Here is a 20,418-nt window from a genome sequence, read left to right as displayed (position 1 = left end):
CCCCAAAACCCAATCAGCAAATTCCAATATTAAAATTCACAATTGATAATTCATCATTATCATTTATAATTCATAAATTCTCAACTATCTTTGTTGATTCTAAATCTGGAACGGGCAATACAGCTGTATTCAATATTTAAATGATTTGTTTATGATCGATCAATCCACCATATGCGCAATATCAACTGCTCCGGGCAATGGAGCCATTGCCATTGTGCGCCTTTCGGGAGAAGATGCTCTCGATATTTGCGAGAAAGTTTTTACGCCTGTTAAAAGCAAAAAAATAAGTGAACAAAAAGCCAATACCGTACATTTCGGAACCATTCAGGATGAAGGTGAGGTAATTGATGAAGTACTGGTAAGCTTGTTCAAAGCTCCACATTCCTACACCGGCGAAAATTCGGTTGAAATCGCTTGTCATGGTGCACCTTTTATTCAGCACCGCATTCTGCAAACTTTAATCAAGAATGGAGCTCGTACAGCCAATCCGGGGGAATTTACCCAGCGTGCCTTTTTGAATGGCAAAATGGACCTGTCGCAGGCCGAGGCGGTTGCCGATTTAATTGCTTCCAACTCTGCTGCTGCCCATAAAGTGGCGCTACAGCAAATGCGTGGTGGCTTTTCCAGCGAGATTGCCGGATTGCGTGAACGATTGCTCAACTTCATCTCTTTAATTGAGCTGGAACTTGATTTTAGCGAGGAAGATGTTGAATTTGCCGACAGAACACAATTGACCAAGCTGGTGAATGAAATCCAAAGTTTGATTCAAAGACTGGTGGATTCCTTTGAGTTGGGGAATGTAATTAAAAATGGGGTTCCTGTGGCCATTGTGGGAAATACAAACGTAGGGAAATCTACACTGCTGAATGCCCTTTTGAACGAAGACAGAGCCATTGTTTCCGATATTGAGGGTACAACCCGCGATGCGATTGAAGATACCATCAATCTGGGCGGAATTACCTTCCGTTTTATCGATACTGCAGGTATCAGAACCACCAAAGACCGTATCGAGAGCATGGGGATTGAGCGTACCTATAGCAAGATGAAGCAGGCACAAATTGTAATGTTATTGGTAGATGCCGACCGAGACATGGAACGCATTAACGAATCGCTTGCCAGTGTGAATAAAACCATAGACCGCAATTCACAGCATCTTGTGGTTTGTATCAACAAGATTGATTTGATTGAAAACCCTCAGGAGATTGCCAAGAACTTAATTGGCATGCAAGCCAAAGACAAATTGTTGTTCATTTCGGCCAAGCAGAAGCAAAATATCGATGCGCTTACCGCCGAATTGTTAAAATCGGTGAACATGAGCAAGGTAAACGAGCAGGATGTGATTGTAACCAACATTCGCCATTTTGAGGCCCTTAAAAATGCCTTGGGTAGCATCGATCGTGTGAATGATGGATTGCAAACACTGATTCCGACCGACTTCCTGGCTCAAGACATTCGTGAATGCCTTCATTTCCTTGGTGAGATCACTGGTGACATCTCAACCGATGAAGTCCTTGGGAACATATTCAAGAACTTTTGTATCGGTAAATAAACCAATCCAAATATATCATTTAGAAAGCCTCCAATTTGGGGGCTTTTTTTATTAAAAGGCCTACCTTCCACCCTAATCGGCTCTCCTTGCATACAAATGATCAGGATGAGAAAACTATCCCACAAAAAATCCCCCTTAAGAAAAGGAGGATTTACCCGTTAAAAAATGTTGTTGGTATAAAAACTTTCGAGGATAGATAAATACTAACAAAATGCTTTTATTTTTGTCAGTAAGCCGAGGCCCTTAATTCCCTTTTAAAACTTTCGTCGGTTTAACTCGAGAATTTGTGGAGCCTCTGCTTTTTTATTTATGCCTCTTGTTCTTCTGTTTCTTCTTTTGCGTTTTTGGTTTTGCGTGTACGCGCATCCGTCATGTACACTTGCGAGCAATCATTAATGAATGCAGCTATCGCTTCATACTTTTGGTTGGGCGCAATGCGATTCAAAACCTCAATGGTATCAAACAACTCTTCACAGGCCAAACGCAAATTCTTGTAAACCTGATCCGTGTTGTAATCTGCCTTCTGAGTTTCAATTACCGATTTTTCTTCTGCAAGCGCTTCATAAGCCGCATTATCATTAAGCATTTCGGTATACCAATCTGTACCACCTACAGCATCAATAAGAGCTTGATTCGCCTCCGAATTCAACTCCTCACTTAAGCTAGCCATTTTTGCAGATTGATTCTTTTGACCACCTGCATGCAATGACCATCCATGCCCTCTAATAATTCTACAAATTTTATCACCTGCATTTGCAACCGTTTCATTATTTCGATGCATACAAGCCTCCATTAAATTGCGAAAAGCCACATATGATTCATCTCTACGAAAATCTTTCTCGTGTAATAGAGATGTAAAATCACTCGACTTGCTCCTATTGGAAGCTTTCAATGCTGTTGCTAACATTGCATCGAATTTTGCCATTGCAGCATCTAACTGTAAACCTTCTGTATCTATAGATTTAAGATGCTTTGAAATTTTGTTGCCATATCCCAATAATTCGTCGATAAGCAACAGACTAAAAGTCATTTTTATAAACATATCTCAAAAATTTAAAGGTTAACCAAGCAACATTTATTAACAGAATAATAAATTTAGTAGATTATTTTTTGAACACAATAATATTACTATGATTTTTTAATATTTATTTTTTTAGATCATTAGGCATTGATATTCATGCAAAAAAAACACAGAAAACCAAACAAACTTATATTACCAGTTAAATACTCATAATTATAAATTCAAACAAATTAGGCTTTACAGGTGTTTATACAACATTTTAGAAAGTATCCCAACAAATTGCAAGAGAACCAAGACGGAAACTAGCACCAAAAAATGTCAAACTTTTCTCTGTGAGAATTTATCCTCTCACTTAAACTACAGGAGAGTATTTTTCTTGTGCCAGCCTATCAAAATTTTGAAAATTCACCCTCTGGCGCAATTCAGGACGTCAACTTTTTGCAAATTGAGCTCCTGTGGCTAGCCAGCAGGTCAATTTTTCGCTCGGCAATGTGCTGGCGCAAGCCAGGCTTAAAAATTTGCTCGGCGACCCTCTGGCGCAATTTAGGTGGTCATTTTTTGACCCTCTGGGGCGAGCCAGAGCATCAACTTTTTGTTGGGCAATAGGCTGACTCAAGAAAAATATTGAGCAAAGCCTTTACTTATGGCCTTTTGAGAAAGATTGAATATTAGTAGAAAATATTTATTTCCTGATCCATTCCATTTGCACCTATTCTCCTATCCAATTCAATTGCATTTTACCACCTATAATTTCACCAAAATAATGTTCACGATTATGCGTACATATCCTCACAAAATGAATGGCATTGCAGCCATAATCCCAATCCTTTAATCGGGCGCTGGCTATGCGGTATTTATTTTGGAATTTTGGGGTTATTATTTTGATGGTGTGGAAGTGTGATATAGAGTATCTTTTTAATTCTATTTATTGATTTGGAACGCCCCCAACAATACACAAAAAAGCCAACCCAATGGTTGGCCTTCATATTATTAGTTATTCTAATTTAGAATTATTTCCTCAGTTAATTTCTTTTGATTTGCTAACGCTATACTTTCTCTGTATTCTCTAGCTTCAGCCTTCAATATCCACTTGGCTTCGATCTTTTGACTTTCAATCTCCTCCTTGATTTCTTTCAATCCAATCCTGAAAAATTCTTTTCGAGGGTTAACTTTATTGAGCTGATTTTCTCTAAACTTATGATGAAGTGCTTTTTCTAATGCAGGAGCATCTTCACTAGAAATCATCGCATGAACATCAAACTCAAACGGAACACTTGCATCTCCTAATTCTTTTACTCTATCAAGCGGTTCTAATCTTCTAGTTAATCCTATTTTAAATATATCCTCACCGAATGACCCAATATTAGAGATGATGTATACATGACCTCTTCTAGTTTGCTGAGCCATAGATAAAGCGCGTTGATTCTTTTCTTCTGCTTCTACTAACTTTTGTTTTAACTCTTCCAGTTGTTGCTCAAATTTTAGTCTTTCCTCCTGGCTAGCAGCTTCTAGTTTCTTTTGAGCTTCCTTCATGGCCTTTTGAATCATTCGCTCTTCTTTTTCTGCTTCTTTTATTGCTTTTTCATATTCACGTCTAGCCCTTTCTTCTTCACGTATCGCTTCTTTAATTCGTCTCTGCTCTTCCCTTTCTTCAAGTTGTAATACATTTGTCTTGACTGCCCAATCCAACTCATCCAGTCGAGCACTCAAATATTCTTGAACAATCCTTGCATTTCTAAATGCTTTTCCATTATTATTTACTAGGTGGAATGAGTCTTTGACCTGCTGCTCTAATTTCCCAAAATTATCGTGCTTCACTCTAGCCAAAATAGTATCAACTTTACCATTAAATGCATCAATTACAAAATTAATAGCTGTAGTTCTGCGATAATTCTCGACATAATCACAATCAGCAGCCATATCATTCTTAACCATCAACTTAGATCTTTCGCGAGCTTTTTTTAGTTCCTGTCCTGCCTCCTTGTGACTATATTCATCTGCTAATTTATCCAGAATAGAATAGGTAGGTTTTAAATACTCATCTCCATAGCCCTTGATGATATTTTTCATTGCTTTAATACTAGCCTCATAGTGATCCGCATTTCTTTTTGCTTCCAAGGCCTCACCCGCAATTTTCTCCGCTCTATCATTGGCATTTTCCAAGATAACCTTCATCTGCCTTTGAGCATTGTCAAAAGTTTCATTAGCTCTTTTTCGGATATCTTTAGCTTCCGTTTTTGCAGAATCGATGATTGCATCTATTTGAATCTGAATTTCATCTAATTCTTTTTGCTTTTGACTTTCTTGAATTTCGAACTCTTTTACCTTAGCATCGATCGCTTTGTCCAAATCAATAATTCCAGCATACTTTTCAATAAGCCTATCCAATTCGGCCTGTTTTTCCAAATGCAATCCTGCTAATTTGGTAAGTTCTTGATCTAATTCCTTCCTTTCTTTTTCGGTCTTCTTTAGTTTGTTGTTCTTACTATTAAGAACAATTAAAAAAACTAGAAATGCTACAATGAGTAGATAAATTAATCCGTCCATAAGTATTATTTGGTATTTATATTAAGATTAATCAAATGTACACATCCTATAGAAAGAATCAAAATATTGTTAATTACTAAAATTTGCATATAAAATAATTTAGTATTTTTTACACTTCTCATTATGATTTTAACTTGCAATGATAATATTAACACAAATTGCATAGTACCATTGTTTGTGACTAATAAAAAAGCTAAAGTTTGATTATTTATGAACTGTATAATTTGCAATAAAGAAAATACTGCAGAATCAATTGAGTATATTGTACCTGAAAGCTATTGATGTGATAGAGATTGAGGAATGGTTGGGCATTTAAATTTGATACAAATATACCTTTAGGTTTAACTGGCTAGTTTTTAAACTCTGACGGGTCAAAAAACTCCGTCAGGTTTCGAAACCAATCCCACGAAAACCTGGCAGAGTCTGGAGGACTTGACAGAGTTTGCTTTAAAAGCCTATTTCTTAGTACATATCCTCACGAAATAAATGGCATTGCAGCCATAGTCCCAATCCTTTAATCGGGCGCTGGCTATGCAGTATTATTTTGAAATTTTCTGATCTCGATAATTGATCTTCTTATTGTACAGACGCAAGGCCTTGCGTCTCTATCTAATATAGATTAATGAAATCATTCTGCAAACCACTAGCCTGATATTACACTCAAATGAATCCGAAACAATGAGAGAAATCAATAGAACAAATTTATTCTATCTCATTCACCTCTTCTACCAAAAGCTCTTCAGCATCTTCAGTGCCTTCGTCGAACAGTTCGGTTTTGCCACGTTTGATGTATTGTGATAAGGCATTCCAGTTGTAATCCTTCCCATCTGATTCATGTCCGTGGTTAATCTGCATATCGAACAAATGACTTAAGCCTGCTTGTTCAAATAATTCTATCATCTGCTCATTCTCTCTTAAGTTGGCATCAATAAAATTTTGTAGGGTATCTATTTTCCAATAGGAAATTTCTTCCTTACTAAGTCCGGATAATTCTCCCAATTTATCGCCCTCGGGTGTTGAATGGTGAGTTAAAAACAGGAAGGTTTTAATAATAAGTCGATTCTTATTTATAGTGGCAACAAAATATCCACACTTGGTTTCGAAATAGTAAAAAGGAATTAAAATGCGTCCATTGTAAAATTCAATGTGTAAATCATGTCTCAGGTAGTAATTCATCGCCCAAACCACTTCAGTATCGAATAAAGGTTTAAGCCTGCTTAAAATTCTATGGTAGGCATGTCGTTGAATACATACTGGCAGGTATTTCTTCTTGCCATTGTACAAGCCTTTCAAATCTTTGGTTCGTACAAAAGTCCATTGCATTTCAAAACCATTGTTAACGTATCCGAGTTGAAAAACAGCTCTATTCCTTCCCTCTTCCTCATAGAAACTTTCTCTTGGCGCAATACTTTCTAAAGATGATTCCCAATTCATTCTCAACGTGGGATAATTTTTAACCTTTGCATCCAATTTTAAAATGTACACATTATAGTCGAAAACATTGGTGGCATTGGCTACAAAAGCATAGTGTTGAATCATCTTTCCAAAATGACTTTCAAAATCACCAATGTATTCTACCATGGGCTGAAAGGCATCCATTAAAAATTCATAGCGTTCGGGGTAATCCTTATTAAATGAGGTAATAAAGTAATTTGCCACAAGAACTTCATAATTTGTAAGTTCAATCGCTTCGCTTTTACGCACACAATTCATTGGATCTGAGAAGAAATCGTTTACAAATTTTTCAAAAAACTGTATACTATCCGATGTATAGTACTGTTTCTTATTGGTTTTTAATTTTAGAACAAAAACTGAACATCCAAAAGCTCTTATTTTTTCTTCCTTGCTGAGCAACTTGTATGAATCGGCACAATTCATTTTTTCGCAAACTGCCTCAACAATTTTTAAATATTTCTTTCTGAGTAGACTATTCTGATAAGGTGAGTTGTTTTGCTTCCTTTTAACCTGGGGTTTTGCTTTTTTCCTCTTTTTAGCCATAAGATTCAATTTTACAGTAGTCACCTATAAAATTAACAATATAATTTAGAAACAAAACTTTTTCTTTCGATTAATGAAATATTATTAACGATTTTATCTGATAAACCCCTTAATTACTGACAATAACATAACCAATTTATGAATTCCACAAACTTTTAATTGAATTCGCATTAAACATTTAGATCATCAAGCAATAAAGATTAACTAGATTGTAATTCCCTTTAATGGCAAAGGGAGGCACATTCCTGCACCTCCTTCGTTAACATCTATTCTTAAAGCAATCTTTGTTTAAAACCTCAAATGAAAATTCACAGTGGGTCCATGATGCAGGACATCGAAATCGGTTTCAAAATCCACATCTTCATTACTGAACAAATTGGGTCCTGTAATTTTATCGCTAAACAAATAATTGAGATTGTAGCCAAATGAAAAATCGATTTTACAGTTTTTTGAATTGCTAACAATAAAATTGAAATAGGCCTCTAATGAGAAGTCAATTGCCCAATGTGTTACATCCTGGTTTACATTTGCATAATTGCATTCATCCTGAAATAGTGCAATGTAAATATCCGATTTCCACTTGGGCGTAATGAAATACTTTAGTCTATCCCTAAAGGACAAGGGCTTATTGCTACGTTCGGTTTTGGTATGTAGTAATTTGTTATTTAGTACGCCCAAACCAATTCCTATGCTATGAATGTCTTTAATTTCGGGATCTGAAATCCAATTGTACTCAATGTCTTCATCTTCAGATTTTTGAAAGTAAACAATGGGAAGGTTCAGGTTTCGATATCGAAGTCCCCAATATACCGCAGCAATATTTTTAATGGGATGCACTACTTTAAAGTCAATTTGTGTGTATTTGGAATCGAAATCATGGGACTCATCCAGGTCTCCATTTCCATTGTATTTTTTTAAACTTGAAGCAAAGCTGGAGTTCTGAAATTCTAAAAAGTAATTGCTCTTTTTGCCAAAATACCCAACAGCAAAGCCTAATAAATCGCTTGCCAGTCTTTCTTTTGACTCGTGGGAACCCGACAAGGCCAAAACCGAAAACAAGAGCTCCACTCCTATTTTCTTTCCCTTGAGTGCAACAGTGGTGGTTTCTATCCAATTGTGTTCACTCTTTAATTGATAATCCTGACCATTGATTGTAGCCTGAAGGAAACTTACATTGTAATTGCAATACCAATAGTTATTGGTAAGCTGAAAGTAATTAAAGTTATTGGGCTGATTGTAAAAGGTAAGTTTATCAGCTTTTGAGGCGAAGCAAAAGAGTAATGCAAATAAGAGTAGTGGGAATACTTTTTTCATAGGTGTATGGTATCAATTTTTGTTTGTTAATGTTGTTTTATGTGGTAGATATTAAGAACTAAATTACACAGATCGGGATGGATTCAAAGCCAATTCCAGACCTAGTAAGCAAGCTGCAATTGTTATTGTTTGAGCCATGCATTTTACTTAGCAAAGCGGTGGCTTGGAATTCCATGAGACCAGCTGTTTTTACAAGCTAACGAACCGTATATTTTTCATTAATTTGATATCATATTTGCAGAATTGAAATAAATGCTTTTATCTTTGCAGAGCATTTCACCCTTTTGTTGAATGAATTATAAGAAAGGGAAAGCAGTATGTTGGAGTTTAGATTACATATCACCAAAGAGATCGGGAAAGCTTAGAACAGTTTTAAGCTTTGTATTACTTCGTCCTGATCCACTCGAAAGGGAGTATTGTTCCCATTCGGTTTATCATGAATTATAATATTTACTGCAGGTAAAAATTGAACCTGTTGTTGTGTGCTGTGGCGATTCCTGCTACAGTTCAAATTGGTTTGTGTGAGCCATTTGTTATGGCACAGACAGGAAGGTGGGTATCTGCTATCCTATTGGAATTGCTGTACCCTCTCCCATTGCACAGGCCTTAAACATGTTGATATGAGCAATCAAAAACTTAGAGGGAAAGACCTCGATAAAATAAATTATCCAACAGACCAGGCCAAGAGTATGGCCCTGGAAATTGTTCAAAAGGATTACAAACGCTTACCGAAAACGGAAAAGTTGAACTTGTTGGAGGATGTACTCCTGCATGCCAACAAGTATTTGGAGCATGCTTCCTTTTCGAAACTGGCTGAACTTTTTGTTGGAAAGCATGATGCTGAGCATGGAATTGCTTACGAACTGAGGGAAATACCGGAAAACTACAGGGTATTTGGTGGAAAACTGATTCTGCCGGATTGCATGCAACAGATGGATATGGCCATGCGACTTCCCATAAGTCATTCAGGGGCCTTGATGCCTGATGCACATGTGGGCTATGGTTTGCCCATTGGTGGTGTATTGGCAGCAAAGAATGCTGTAATTCCTTATGGTATTGGTTTGGATATTGGCTGTAGAATGTCTTTGAGCATTTACGAGCTTCCAAAGAATTTCCTGAAGCGATATGCTTACCAGATTCAGAATGCTTTAAGGGAATGTACCCATTTTGGCATTGGTAAAGATTGTCATTTGAGCAATGATCATGCAGTTCTGGAGGATTCTGCTTTTGCCGCTACGGCTTTGTTGAAGCAATTGCATGGCAAAGCGAGAATGCAATTGGGGAGTTCAGGTTCGGGCAATCATTTTGTGGAATTTGGCGTGGTGGAATTGCCCGGGCAGAACCAGCTGCATCTTCCCGAAGGAGAATACCTGGGCATTTTGGCTCACTCGGGATCGAGAGGACTGGGCGCTGCCATTGCGAATTATTACCTTGACATTGCCATGCAGAAATGCCATTTGCCCAAAGGGGCTCAGCACTTGGCCTGGCTCGATTTGGATGGCGAAGCTGGTGAGGAATACTGGTTATCGATGAATCTTGCCGGTGAGTACGCCAAAGCCTGTCATGATGTGATTCATGAGAACCTGGCAAAATCGCTGGGCTTAACATGCATTGCAAAGCTTGAGAATCACCACAATTTTGCCTGGAAGGAAGTACTAAACGGACAAGAGTTAATTGTGCACAGAAAGGGTGCTACTCCTGCTCATAATGGTCAGATGGGTATCATTCCTGCCAATATGATGGATGCGGCTTATTTGGTTTCGGGGAAAGGGAATGCTTCTTCTCTCTGTTCTGCATCACATGGTGCCGGCAGAAGGCTAAGCAGGAAAAAGGCGAAAGAATCGATTACTGGTAGTGAACTAAGGAAGCGTTTGAAACAAAAAGACATCTGTTTGATGGGTGGCAATGTGGACGAAGCTCCAATGGCTTACAAGAATCTGGAAGAGGTGATGCATTACCAGAAGGACCTGGTAGATGTGGAGGGGAAATTTTACCCTCGTATTGTGAGAATGGATAGAGTTTGAGCAATTAACAATGATCAATTAGCAATTAGCTGTTGGCTGAGAGCTGTAAATTTTAAAAGAGATGGACAAAATTATATTACAAATCACATCAGGACGAGGACCAGCAGAATGCTGTTTGTTGGTAGCCAAAATATATGAACAAGTGTTGAAGGAAGCATGTAAGAAAAATCTTACAGTAAATCTTTTGGAGACTGAGGTGGGACCCCAAAGAGGTACTTACCATTCTGTTACTCTTGAACTGAAAGGAGATTACGCTAATGACTTCGCCAAAGAGTGGCTGGGCAGTATTCTTTGGGTGATGCAGAGTCCATACCGAAAGAATCACAAAAGAAAAAACTGGTATGCAGCGATTAATAAACTTAGCCTACCAGATAAAATGCATGATGTTCCAGATGGTGATATTTCCTATCAGGCGATTCGTTCGGGCGGACCGGGCGGACAGCATGTAAACAAAGTGAGCACGGCCATACGAGCCACACACAAAGCCAGTAAGCTTTCTGTTTTGGCATCGGACAGCAGGTCGCAGATTCAGAATAAGAAATTGGCCAAAGAACGATTGATTGAATTGTTGCACCTGCAGCAGTTGCAGAAAAGGAAGGCTGAGGAACAAGAAGATTGGATGAATCACAATGCCTTGCAAAGAGGAAATTCTGTAAAGGTTTTTGCTGGTAGTGATTTTAAAAATCTGTAAACAAAAAGAAAAGTATGAGTACACTAGCAAACCAATATTATCTGAAAGCATTAGATCTGTATCCATACGATCTAGAGGAAAGCATGGAGAATTTAAACTATGCCCTAAGTTTCGATCAGGATCACATTGGAGCCAATTATTTGATGGGCAAATTGCATTTGGAGCAGTTGAACGAATATGAAAGTGCCGAAGAATATTTCATTACAGCTATGGCTTCTCATTCCGAAAATGCCAATGTTTGCATGGATTACGCTTCTCTTCTGATTCAGTTAAGAGAGTATGATAGAGCCAATGATTTGCTTTCCTATGCAAAAAAGATCAAAGGAGTTGATCTATCGAAAATCAAAGTCAGAAAGGCTTTGATACACGAGCATAAGGCAATTACAAAAAGGCCATAAAAGTTTTTCGAAAGGCTTTGCTGAATGCCTATAACGAGGAGGAAATCAATAAAATTGAGGAGGATGTAAAACGTGTAAAAATGAAAAAGAAATTGGTGAGTAAGACCAAAAAAAAGAAGGAGGAGTAATGGCTCTTCCTTCTTCATTTATCCCTTTACTACAGCCAAGGGTTCCAACTCTACCCTAATTTTTACCAGGTCTTTTTGGTTTTCCATTACCTGGTGGATGTCTTTATAGGCACCAGCTGCTTCATCTAAATCCTTCTGTCCTCTTATAGCATGAAGAATTCCTTTTTTATCTAGGCGATTGATCTCCTCTTGCAAGTCAAGTTCACGTTGTGCCTGCTTTCTACCCATTTTACGACCTGCTCCATGCGAACAGGAGTGAAAACTTTGCGGATTTCCCAATCCTTCCACAATATAGGATTTGGTTCCCTGCGAACCGGGAATGATACCAATCTCCCCTTCTCTGGCACTGGTAGCTCCTTTTCGATGTACAATTACATCTTTTCCGAAATGATGTTCCCAAGCCGCATAATTGTGGGCGATGTTTATGATTTCTGAAAACTCAAGAGGCTCAGACAATACTCTTTTAAAAGCTTCTTGCACTCTTTCCATCATCAGTTTTCGGTTGGCAAAAGCAAAATCGACACAATACTGCATGGCTTTTATGTACTCCTTTGCCTCTTGGCTTTCGATGGGCAAAAAGGCCAGGTCCCAGTTCGAAGGTACTTGAGAATGCCATCTTGAGTTCAGATTTTTAGCCAATTTATTGTAATAATCGGCAACCTGTTTTCCCAGATTTCGACTACCCGAATGTATCATCACCCAAATACAATTGTCGGAACCATACTGTATTTCAATAAAGTGATTCCCTCCTCCTAAGCTTCCCAACTGGTACAATGCATTTTGATAATGATTCTTAATCACTTCAGGCACAGACTCCACTTCCGGCATCAACTTCTCATTCTGAGCTTGTGCATGCTTGGAGAAACCCAGTGGAATTCTGCTTTGAATTCCGCTCATTATTTTTTTGAGACTTTCAGAATCGAGGTCTTCGATATTGGTTTTTACGGCACACATTCCGCAACCAATATCAACACCTACCGCATTGGGAACAACTACTCCCAGCGTGGCCAAAACGCCACCTATTGGCATTCCATATCCACAATGTGCATCGGGCATTAAGGCCACATGCTTAAAGGCAAAGGGCAGATTGGCAAGGTTCTCGGCTTGCTTTATGGCTGATTCTTCCAAATCGCTCACCCACATTTTTATTGGGATTCTTTCTGTTGAATTTATATTTATCATGACTTTTTTTTTCTTTCAGCGGTCAGCTATCAGCCAACAGCTAATCGATAATTGTTAATTGATCACTGTTTACTGTTCACAGTAAAAATTTCCTTTAACTGATTCACCACCTGGGAACCTCCCGAAAGACTGATGTTATTAATCTTTTCAGAGATTTTCTCAACATATTCCATCTCTTTCAATTTAAACAGCATCTCGTTCTCTTCCATTAGTTTCGCAGTGTTCAACAAACTTCTGGTTGATGCAGTTTCCTCTCTTCTAGTAATGATATTTGCCTGGGCTTGCTTTTGTGCAATCAATACCTGGTTCATGATCTCTTTTACATCTCCAGGCAATATAATATCTCTAATACCACTATCCAAAAGTTTAACACCTAAGGCAGCCACCCTTTCATTTGTATTTTCATGAATGAAAGAAGATACACTCTCTTTTTTCTCTAATATTTCATCTAATGTAAGCGATCCCAAATACTCTCTTAATGCCAATTGCAATAGAATGTACAATTGTTTTTCGAAGTCCTTGTTTTCCATGATTGCTTTTTTTATATCATTCACTTGATAAAGGGCAAAGAAATTGACTCTTAAGGCAGCTTTGTCCTTACTCAGGATTTCCTGACCCGACACTTCGAACTTTTGTTGCCTGGTATCTATCTTATACACTTGGATTGGGCTTGCATTTTTCCAGAAATGATAGGTTCCAGCTTCAAGTTCTCGTTTGAACTTGCCATCCACAAAAAGCAATGCCGTTTCATATGATTCTATCTGGTATACCCTTAGGTAAGGCAGGACATTGGTTCTTGAAAGTATGGTCTTTTCAATCTGATCAGAAACTTCTATTTCCCTGGTATTTACTGTTTGAAATGACAATGGTGTATAACCTTTCCACCATGCATAGATTCCTGCGGAAAGTACCGTTTTAAATATTCCATTTTCATACATAAAACTTAACTCACCATCTTTAACTTCCACTATACTAAGCAAATTCTTCAAGTTTTCATCTTGTAAATAGATGGCCAATTCTTCGGTAGATGTAAATGCACCCTTTCTTTCTAAAACATTTACTTGTTCGAAGGGGCTTATCCAATAAGTTCCTTCAGTAAGGACTTTCTTGTATTCCTCTTTCCTGTATACAAGTCCTACAGTTCCTTTTCTAATTCTTACTCTTTTCATGATTGTTTGTTTATTGTATTGATTTTAAATTTCTTCTTTAAAAAGAAAGGAACTTGTGCCTAACCGCCTCTACAAAGTGGAAGCTCTAATGCTTGCAAATTGCAATATTTGGTTCGTAAGAGTGAATTGCCAAGTCTATTCTGCTTGATTCTTCCCCCTATAAAGCAAATGTTTCCTTTGAAAGGGATTACAACTTTCGAAACCTTGTAAAGACTGTTTTATCTTTCAGAAAGAAAAAGCTGGTCTGGCACAAATTACTTTCGGCTGGTAGGCTTTTTTTGAAGTGCCTGTCTTCGTTTTAATGGATTTTTTGGCCATAATTTGGTTGTTACTCTACCCGTACTGAGTTATCCTTGTTTTAGGAGAGGGATTCGAACCCCCGACACACAACGTGAATGAAAAATTCCATCAGTAACAGAAGCATATTTAACCCTATTGGGTCAATACTACCAAGCTATACAGAAACTTAAGTCAGGTCTGTGAACTGAGGATTTTTTCATGATTTTTCCTTCTTTGCAGAAGATATTTTTTTTCATACCAAAAGTATGCGATCATCATTTTAAAGAACTTTCTGATACAAAGGTGCAGCTCCAGTGCGCAATCTTTTTGCGCAGTAAAATATTTTTTCTACTTTTCTTAAAAAAAATCAAATGCCAGTAAATAGAAATGCCTTAATCCGCTATACAACCATTGACAAATGCCTTAGAAATCAGTATCGAAAATGGACTTTGGAAGATTTAATGGAAGCCTGTTCTGATGCACTTTATGAGTTTGAAGGAATTGACAAAGGGGTAAGCAGACGAACCATACAATTGGATATCCAAAACATGAGAAGTGAAAAATTGGGATACAATGCGCCCATTGTGGTTACCGATAAAAAATTCTACACTTATGATAATCCTGAGTATTCCATTACCCAGCTTCCTTTATCGGATCAGGATTTGAATAAATTGAATGATGCAGTAGAAATCCTAAAACAATTCCAGGGATTTTCACATTTCTCTGAAATGACCGGATTGATTCAAAAGTTGGAAAACAAAATCCATACAGAGCAATGTAAGGAAAGATCAATCATCCACATCGACACAAATGAAAATTTAAAAGGCCTTGAGCATTTGAATGCACTCTACCAGGCTATTCAATCTAAAAAAGTTTTGAGGTTAGAATATCAATCATTTAAAGCACGAAACAGAAATTCAATATACTTCTATCCCTATTTGTTAAAGGAATTCAATAACCGCTGGTTTCTTATTGGGAGACAGAAATTAAAAAAAAACAAATTCATGACACTAGCTCTGGATAGAATTCACTCCGTTGAGCATCAGGAAAGCATGGAATTTTTGGATGATCCAGATTTTAATCCTGACGAATATTACAAACATTCTATAGGAGTTACGGTGAATGAAGGATTGAGTCCAAGAACCATAAGCATAAAACTTGACCGAACTCATGCCCCTTATGTCATTACCAAACCCATTCATGCATCACAAAAAATGATTGATAATGGGCCTAATGGCATTACCATACAAATAAAAGTGATACCAAATTATGAATTGGAACGTGTTCTTCTTGGTTTTGGTCCTGGCTTGGAAGTTATTTCTCCTCCATCAATGAGAAAGAGAATTGGCATATTAACTGAACAGGCTGGTTTAGTATATAAAAAGTGAATTCCTTTCAGTAGACATCTCAGTATCTCAAATGATTCATTTAGCGTCAACAAAAGAATGTCAACTTTGAGTAAGGCTGTTTATAAACAAGAGAATGTCCAAAAATTTCAATCATATTGTCATTCTGATCCCGAAGAATCGGAAGAAGAATCTGCTCTTTTGATGATCAGATGTTTCACTTTGTTCAACATGACACTATATTAATTTGAACTTACTTTTTGGACATCCTCTTTTTTATCTTATCAATTAAAGTGGTTGAATCATCGCGGCCATACCTCCACCGGGAGCCATTTTCAACTCATATTGAAAAGTATTGTCTACAATAATTTCTTTCATTTTAAAATCTGTGGCATTTCTGTCTGCATTGATCCCATCCTGATAAATGGTCATTTTGTATTTTTTTCCCTTTGGTAAGAAAGAAAGATCAAATTGCAGTATGCGTGCATCCCAATCGGTCATGGCACCCAAATACCACTCTTTGCCTTTTCTTCTGGCAAGAAGCAGGTAGTCGGATATTTTTGCATCCAATACTTTGGTTTCATCCCATACCGCTGGAACTGCCGATAAGAACTTCATGCATTCAGGCTCTTTTCGGTAATTCGATGGGTTATCACAAAGCATTTGCAATGGGCTCTCGTAAGCAACATACATGGCCAACTGGTGGCAACGTGTTCCCATGCTCATAGGACGATCGAATATTGGTTTGTAATTTTTCTTTTGAGCATTGTTCATTGCTCCTGGCGTATAATCCATTGGGCCAGCCACCATGCGTGAGAAAGGGGTAATCAGGTTATGCTCGGGAGTTTGTCTAATGCTCCATTTGTACTGCTCTCCTCCGTTCACTCCTTCGCGGGTAAGCACATTCGGGTATTTTCTTCTCAAACCCGCTGGCTTGTATGAACCGTGGAAGTCCACGAGAATCTCTCTCTTTGCCGATTCTTTGGCAATCTTGTGATAATAGTTTACCATCCATTGGTCATCCTTATCCATAAAATCTACCTTGATGCCTTTGATTCCCCATTTTTGGAACTGATCCAAGGCAGGCTCCAGCTGATCATCTAATGTTTTCCACACCACCCAAAGAATGAGTCCTACTCCTTTCTTTTTTGCATAGCTGGCAAGTTCTTCCATATCCATTTCAGGAACGATCTTCAGTAAATCTCCCAACTCATACCAACCTTCATCCAATATGATGTACTCCAAACCATAATCAGCGGCAAAATCGATGTAATACTTGTAGGTTTCGGTATTAATTCCTGCACGAAAATCAACACCATACACATTGTTGGCATTCCACCAATCCCAGGCTACTTTTCCCGGTTTAATCCATGAAGGATCTTTAATTTCGCAAGGATCAGCCAGCAACCAGGATAATTGGTTGGTTATCAGGTCACCATCTTTTTCAGCGATGGCGATGTAACGCCATGGAAATGTTCTGGTTCCCTTGGTTTTGGCGATGTAATCTTTTCTATCTCTAACGAATACATCTCTATCGCCCACCTGTTCAGTTTTGTTTGGGTATGCAGGAAAAGTGGAAACCAAAGCATTTCCTTCAGCTCCATTGAACCACATTCCCGGATAATCTTCCAAATCCGTTTCGCCAATCACCAACTTTGGGCCTTTACCTGTATCCATTAGGACGGGTAAACTTCCCAGATCCTTAGAAGATAACTCTCCCAGGGAGGTAAAATCATAATACACTTGGTTGTTGGAATGGAAGCTTCTTTCCTTTGGCCAGTACACCATATTGTTTTCAGGGAAATTGAAATTTCCCTTTTCTAATTTCACAGTTATTTCACCTGGCAAGTGAGTGCCAAATCGATAGGCAACACCATTATTGTAAGCTCTGAAAATCACATCAAATCCTTTTTCGAAAGTCAGTTTCAGTTCGTTGAAATTTTCGTGAATCAATTCACTCTTTTCACATACTTCCGGCTTAATCATTCGGTTTACGGAATTGGTATTCTTTTGGATTACTTTCGGCTCTTTCCCCAGAATGATTCCCTCCAGTTCCAGGGCAATTACCGTAGGATTGAGCAGAGGGGTTTGCTTGTATTGCACTGCAAAAGTTAAGTCCTCTCCTGTTTGAATTCGTATGCTTGTTTTTTTATCTGGCGATTGCAATTGATAGTCCTTCGCAAATACTGCGCTTATGCACAGGCAAAGGCTAAAAAGGCAAATTATTTTTTTAGTCATGATTCACGTTTATTTGGTTAGTTCTAAGATTTGATTTTGATAGGGTGCTGGATAGGCAGAAATCCATACTTCTGGTTTGAAATCGAGATTTTCTTTGTCGAAGCCGATAACAAACACTTCAATCTCTTTTCCTTTCATGTTTTTATTTAAGGGAAGATAATAGGTGTAATTGCTATCTCTTTTAACGTTCACAAATTCCCAGGTATTGGATGGAAAAGAAACGCTTCTATCTGGGCATCCTACCAGTTCACCATCTATTTTTGCGGCAGCATAAGCCCCTTCGATACCATGTTTCCCTTCAATGGCAATTGACAAGTAGCTTCCCTCCGGGATTTCATTCAGATTGAATTTTGCACTCCATGCCTTTTGTGCTTTCTTCCTGTTTGGATATGCAAACAGGTTGGATGCTCTCCATTTGCTTCTATCCAACATCTGTCCATTCTTCCAGGCCTCAATTTCCACAATTCGTCCTGGCTGATCCCACAATCGGATGTAGCGAACCGATCCGTTGATATCAATTCTCATTTCTTCTCCTGCATAGTAAGTAAGTGTCTTCCAGCTTTTCAGATCCGAAGAAACTTCAGCGTAATTTCCTTCATCTTTCAATAGTGGTTGCAGAGAAAAATCATCGGGAACCCTAATCATCAAATGGTCCACATCAGTGATTTCACCCAAATCAAGACGAAAACATCCTCCTTCTACTTTTTGGTCGATATTGTATTTTCTGCTAGGCCAAAATCCTGTCTTCCTATCGCCATCAAACAGGTTTTTATCCCACACTCCTCTATCTACAAAAACGGATTGATTAAAGAAAGCATCGCGAGCCTTTTGAACCTGAGGGATATTACTTGCACCCGATCTCTCCAGTGAACGAACCTCCAATGCATTGTTGTCGGCCGCATAACAGGTTGCCTCGTAGAGTGCCTTTGCATCCTGTGGAATTTCAACCTCTTCTAAAGCCGCCAATTTTCGGTAAGCTTCCTGCTTTAAAGCTTCTCCCTCAAATGTAAGCTTAAGCGATTTTCCTTTAAGTAATGAGGAAACTGACTTTCCGTTGAGTTTTGCTGTGTTGTATTTGTCAGCATTCACAAGCTGAATTTTCGAATTGCTACCAGGCATTCCCAATAGCTTGATAAGTGTGGACTTGCCAGGAACATTTCGTACTACTTCATAATCTGCGCCTATTACGCCAGGCTCATCGCAATGATTGGCTGTTGCCAAAATTAAGCAAGAGCGAAATGGCGCTACTTCCACTTCAACTTCACTCCCAGCCTGATAAGAGCCCAATATTTTTTCTGTAGGATGGAACTGACGTACTTCAATTTTACTTTCTACATTCAATCCAATCTCCTGATCTAGTTTTATCTTGTAAGTAATGGGTTCCCAAGTCAAATTTCTTAACGTAAGCAACCTTGTTTCCTTATCTCCCCTCGACACTGCAGATTTTCCATACTTCTCTTCAGGCAATACCATTCCATTAACCAGAATTTTACCATACTTGCGATGCAGGTTGTAAATTCTTGCCAGCTTGGCAAATTCCTCATCTTTCAACAACCATGGGTTGCCATAAATCTCAGGCGCCAATATCATACTACGGTTAAAAGACTGAAGAATCAAATCATCATCCCAATAATCCAGACAGGATGAAATACAAACCCCATGGTCCTCGGTTAATCTTTTCAAGCCCGGAACCAATCCTCTTTCCAAGGCACCTGCCCTGTGGTGAAGAGCTGTGGTGGTATTGGATGTAAACACATCAATATAAGTCTCCTGTCCTCCCCATAAAAATGTTGTTGCATATGGTTTCCCTTTGTTCAATCCCAATCGGTGATTCAAAAGAATCAAGTCAGGACTGTAAGTGCGGCACTCCTGCATCATCTTTATAAATGCATCTTCTTTTTCAGGAGGCAAAGGTCCACATACCGCATCAAATTTAAAGAGGGCAAATTCATAATCTTTACAAAGGCTTACCATCTGATTGATACGAGCCTGTTTTTCCTCTTCACTCTCTCCAAATCCATCGGGTCCTCCCCACACACCCAATCGGGTTCCCATGGCCTTCGCCTTTTGATAAATAGGATCAAATCCATTGGGAAACTGATTCTTAAAACGCTCTGAATAGATGCTCCCATAAAAACGCTTTCCATCAATAGCTCCTGCATCAAAAGCATAAATATCCAAAATCATCCCATACTCATCCTGAAGCCATTGAAAAAATTCCAGGTTAATTAAGGTCTGCTCTTCAGTTGCTCCCTCGTTGGTATTGTTGATCCAGGAAAAATACTGGGCACGCGATGGGCTTTGTTCATCAGCTCCCGGAAAGACCTTTTCCTGCCCCATTACATTTTGAATGAGACACCAGAAGACCATTGCTACAATTGTTCTTTTCATTTGATTTTAATTTGTCACAGTTGCCATATAAAACTTACCATTCGCAAATAATCTTCCTCCTGAGTAAGTTCATAATTATTTACTCCTGTACGTTTCATACTAACTTCATTTTTCATGCTTTGGAATCATATCCTATAACACCA

13 protein-coding genes are annotated in these 20,418 nt (G+C 38.4%); 5 read left to right on the top strand and 8 right to left on the bottom strand.

The features are described 5' to 3' along the window. Positions 1-151 precede the first annotated feature (151 nt). Positions 152-1,549 (top strand): tRNA uridine-5-carboxymethylaminomethyl(34) synthesis GTPase MnmE, encoded by a 1,398-nt coding sequence (mnmE, locus tag JCM15579_RS15130; RefSeq protein ID WP_054721280.1) that lies wholly within the window; start codon positions 152-154, stop codon positions 1,547-1,549. A gap of 307 nt (positions 1,550-1,856) precedes the next feature. Here the strand turns inward: mnmE and JCM15579_RS15125 are convergent, their stop codons facing one another. From JCM15579_RS15125 to JCM15579_RS15110, 4 genes are all read right to left on the bottom strand, one after another. After that, a complete protein-coding gene (locus tag JCM15579_RS15125) occupies positions 1,857-2,591 on the bottom strand; it encodes a DUF6261 family protein (RefSeq protein WP_157471503.1) in 735 nt (244 codons plus the stop codon). A 978-nt stretch (positions 2,592-3,569) separates the two neighbouring features. Next, complete coding sequence (locus JCM15579_RS15120; protein ID WP_054721278.1) at positions 3,570-5,117, bottom strand: SNIPE associated domain-containing protein; 1,548 nt, start codon at positions 5,115-5,117, stop codon at positions 3,570-3,572. Positions 5,118-5,819: 702 nt separating this feature from the next. Then, complete coding sequence (locus JCM15579_RS15115) at positions 5,820-7,115, bottom strand: hypothetical protein (RefSeq protein ID WP_054721277.1); 1,296 nt, start codon at positions 7,113-7,115, stop codon at positions 5,820-5,822. 288 nt (positions 7,116-7,403) lie between these two features. Beyond that, positions 7,404-8,429 (bottom strand): hypothetical protein, encoded by a 1,026-nt coding sequence (locus JCM15579_RS15110; RefSeq protein WP_054721276.1) that lies wholly within the window; start codon positions 8,427-8,429, stop codon positions 7,404-7,406. A 620-nt stretch (positions 8,430-9,049) separates the two neighbouring features. Between JCM15579_RS15110 and JCM15579_RS15105 the strand changes: the two genes are divergently transcribed. From JCM15579_RS15105 to JCM15579_RS15095, 3 genes are all read left to right on the top strand, one after another. After that, positions 9,050-10,453 (top strand): RtcB family protein, encoded by a 1,404-nt coding sequence (locus JCM15579_RS15105; protein ID WP_054721275.1) that lies wholly within the window; start codon positions 9,050-9,052, stop codon positions 10,451-10,453. Between the two features lie 61 nt (positions 10,454-10,514). Then, complete coding sequence (gene prfH, locus JCM15579_RS15100) at positions 10,515-11,144, top strand: peptide chain release factor H (protein ID WP_054721274.1); 630 nt, start codon at positions 10,515-10,517, stop codon at positions 11,142-11,144. A gap of 14 nt (positions 11,145-11,158) precedes the next feature. Then, on the top strand, positions 11,159-11,542 hold the full coding sequence (locus JCM15579_RS15095) for a tetratricopeptide repeat protein (RefSeq protein WP_054721273.1): 384 nt from the start codon (positions 11,159-11,161) through the stop codon (positions 11,540-11,542). Positions 11,543-11,688: 146 nt separating this feature from the next. Here JCM15579_RS15095 and JCM15579_RS15090 read toward each other — a convergent pair whose 3' ends face one another. After that, a complete protein-coding gene (locus JCM15579_RS15090) occupies positions 11,689-12,852 on the bottom strand; it encodes an RtcB family protein (protein ID WP_054721272.1) in 1,164 nt (387 codons plus the stop codon). A 62-nt stretch (positions 12,853-12,914) separates the two neighbouring features. Then, positions 12,915-14,021 carry a slipin family protein gene (locus tag JCM15579_RS15085; RefSeq protein ID WP_054721271.1) on the bottom strand — a complete coding sequence of 369 codons (1,107 nt, stop codon included), beginning with the start codon at positions 14,019-14,021 and terminating at the stop codon, positions 12,915-12,917. Positions 14,022-14,671: 650 nt separating this feature from the next. Here JCM15579_RS15085 and JCM15579_RS15080 point away from each other — a divergent pair. Then, positions 14,672-15,688, top strand: coding sequence for a helix-turn-helix transcriptional regulator (locus JCM15579_RS15080; protein ID WP_054721270.1), 1,017 nt, complete (start codon positions 14,672-14,674; stop codon positions 15,686-15,688). 246 nt (positions 15,689-15,934) lie between these two features. Here the strand turns inward: JCM15579_RS15080 and JCM15579_RS15075 are convergent, their stop codons facing one another. Both JCM15579_RS15075 and JCM15579_RS15070 read right to left on the bottom strand, forming a co-directional pair. Then, positions 15,935-17,884, bottom strand: coding sequence for a glycoside hydrolase family 97 protein (locus JCM15579_RS15075; RefSeq protein ID WP_054721269.1), 1,950 nt, complete (start codon positions 17,882-17,884; stop codon positions 15,935-15,937). Between the two features lie 9 nt (positions 17,885-17,893). After that, a complete protein-coding gene (locus JCM15579_RS15070; RefSeq protein ID WP_054721268.1) occupies positions 17,894-20,275 on the bottom strand; it encodes a hypothetical protein in 2,382 nt (793 codons plus the stop codon). Positions 20,276-20,418: the final 143 nt, after the last annotated feature.

Source organism: Marinifilum fragile JCM 15579 (assembly GCF_001310955.1).
Classification (GTDB): Bacteria; Bacteroidota; Bacteroidia; order Bacteroidales; family Marinifilaceae; genus Marinifilum; species Marinifilum fragile.
Note: the sequence above shows the minus strand (reverse complement) of the source record. Positions and strands in the feature narration are given on the sequence as shown.

Excerpts from the sequence above, each read along its gene's own strand:
- JCM15579_RS15070 (WP_054721268.1), bottom strand. The coding sequence starts at position 20,275 with ATGAAAAGAACAATTGTAGCAATGGTCTTCTGGTGTCTCATTCAAAAT.
- prfH (WP_054721274.1), top strand. The coding sequence starts at position 10,515 with ATGGACAAAATTATATTACAAATCACATCAGGACGAGGACCAGCAGAA.
- JCM15579_RS15125 (WP_157471503.1), bottom strand. The coding sequence starts at position 2,591 with ATGTTTATAAAAATGACTTTTAGTCTGTTGCTTATCGACGAATTATTG.
- JCM15579_RS15110 (WP_054721276.1), bottom strand. The coding sequence starts at position 8,429 with ATGAAAAAAGTATTCCCACTACTCTTATTTGCATTACTCTTTTGCTTC.
- JCM15579_RS15085 (WP_054721271.1), bottom strand. The coding sequence starts at position 14,021 with ATGAAAAGAGTAAGAATTAGAAAAGGAACTGTAGGACTTGTATACAGG.
- JCM15579_RS15095 (WP_054721273.1), top strand. The coding sequence starts at position 11,159 with ATGAGTACACTAGCAAACCAATATTATCTGAAAGCATTAGATCTGTAT.
- JCM15579_RS15115 (WP_054721277.1), bottom strand. The coding sequence starts at position 7,115 with ATGGCTAAAAAGAGGAAAAAAGCAAAACCCCAGGTTAAAAGGAAGCAA.
- JCM15579_RS15080 (WP_054721270.1), top strand. The coding sequence starts at position 14,672 with ATGCCAGTAAATAGAAATGCCTTAATCCGCTATACAACCATTGACAAA.
- JCM15579_RS15105 (WP_054721275.1), top strand. The coding sequence starts at position 9,050 with ATGAGCAATCAAAAACTTAGAGGGAAAGACCTCGATAAAATAAATTAT.
- mnmE (WP_054721280.1), top strand. The coding sequence starts at position 152 with ATGATCGATCAATCCACCATATGCGCAATATCAACTGCTCCGGGCAAT.
- JCM15579_RS15075 (WP_054721269.1), bottom strand. The coding sequence starts at position 17,884 with ATGACTAAAAAAATAATTTGCCTTTTTAGCCTTTGCCTGTGCATAAGC.
- JCM15579_RS15120 (WP_054721278.1), bottom strand. The coding sequence starts at position 5,117 with ATGGACGGATTAATTTATCTACTCATTGTAGCATTTCTAGTTTTTTTA.
- JCM15579_RS15090 (WP_054721272.1), bottom strand. The coding sequence starts at position 12,852 with ATGATAAATATAAATTCAACAGAAAGAATCCCAATAAAAATGTGGGTG.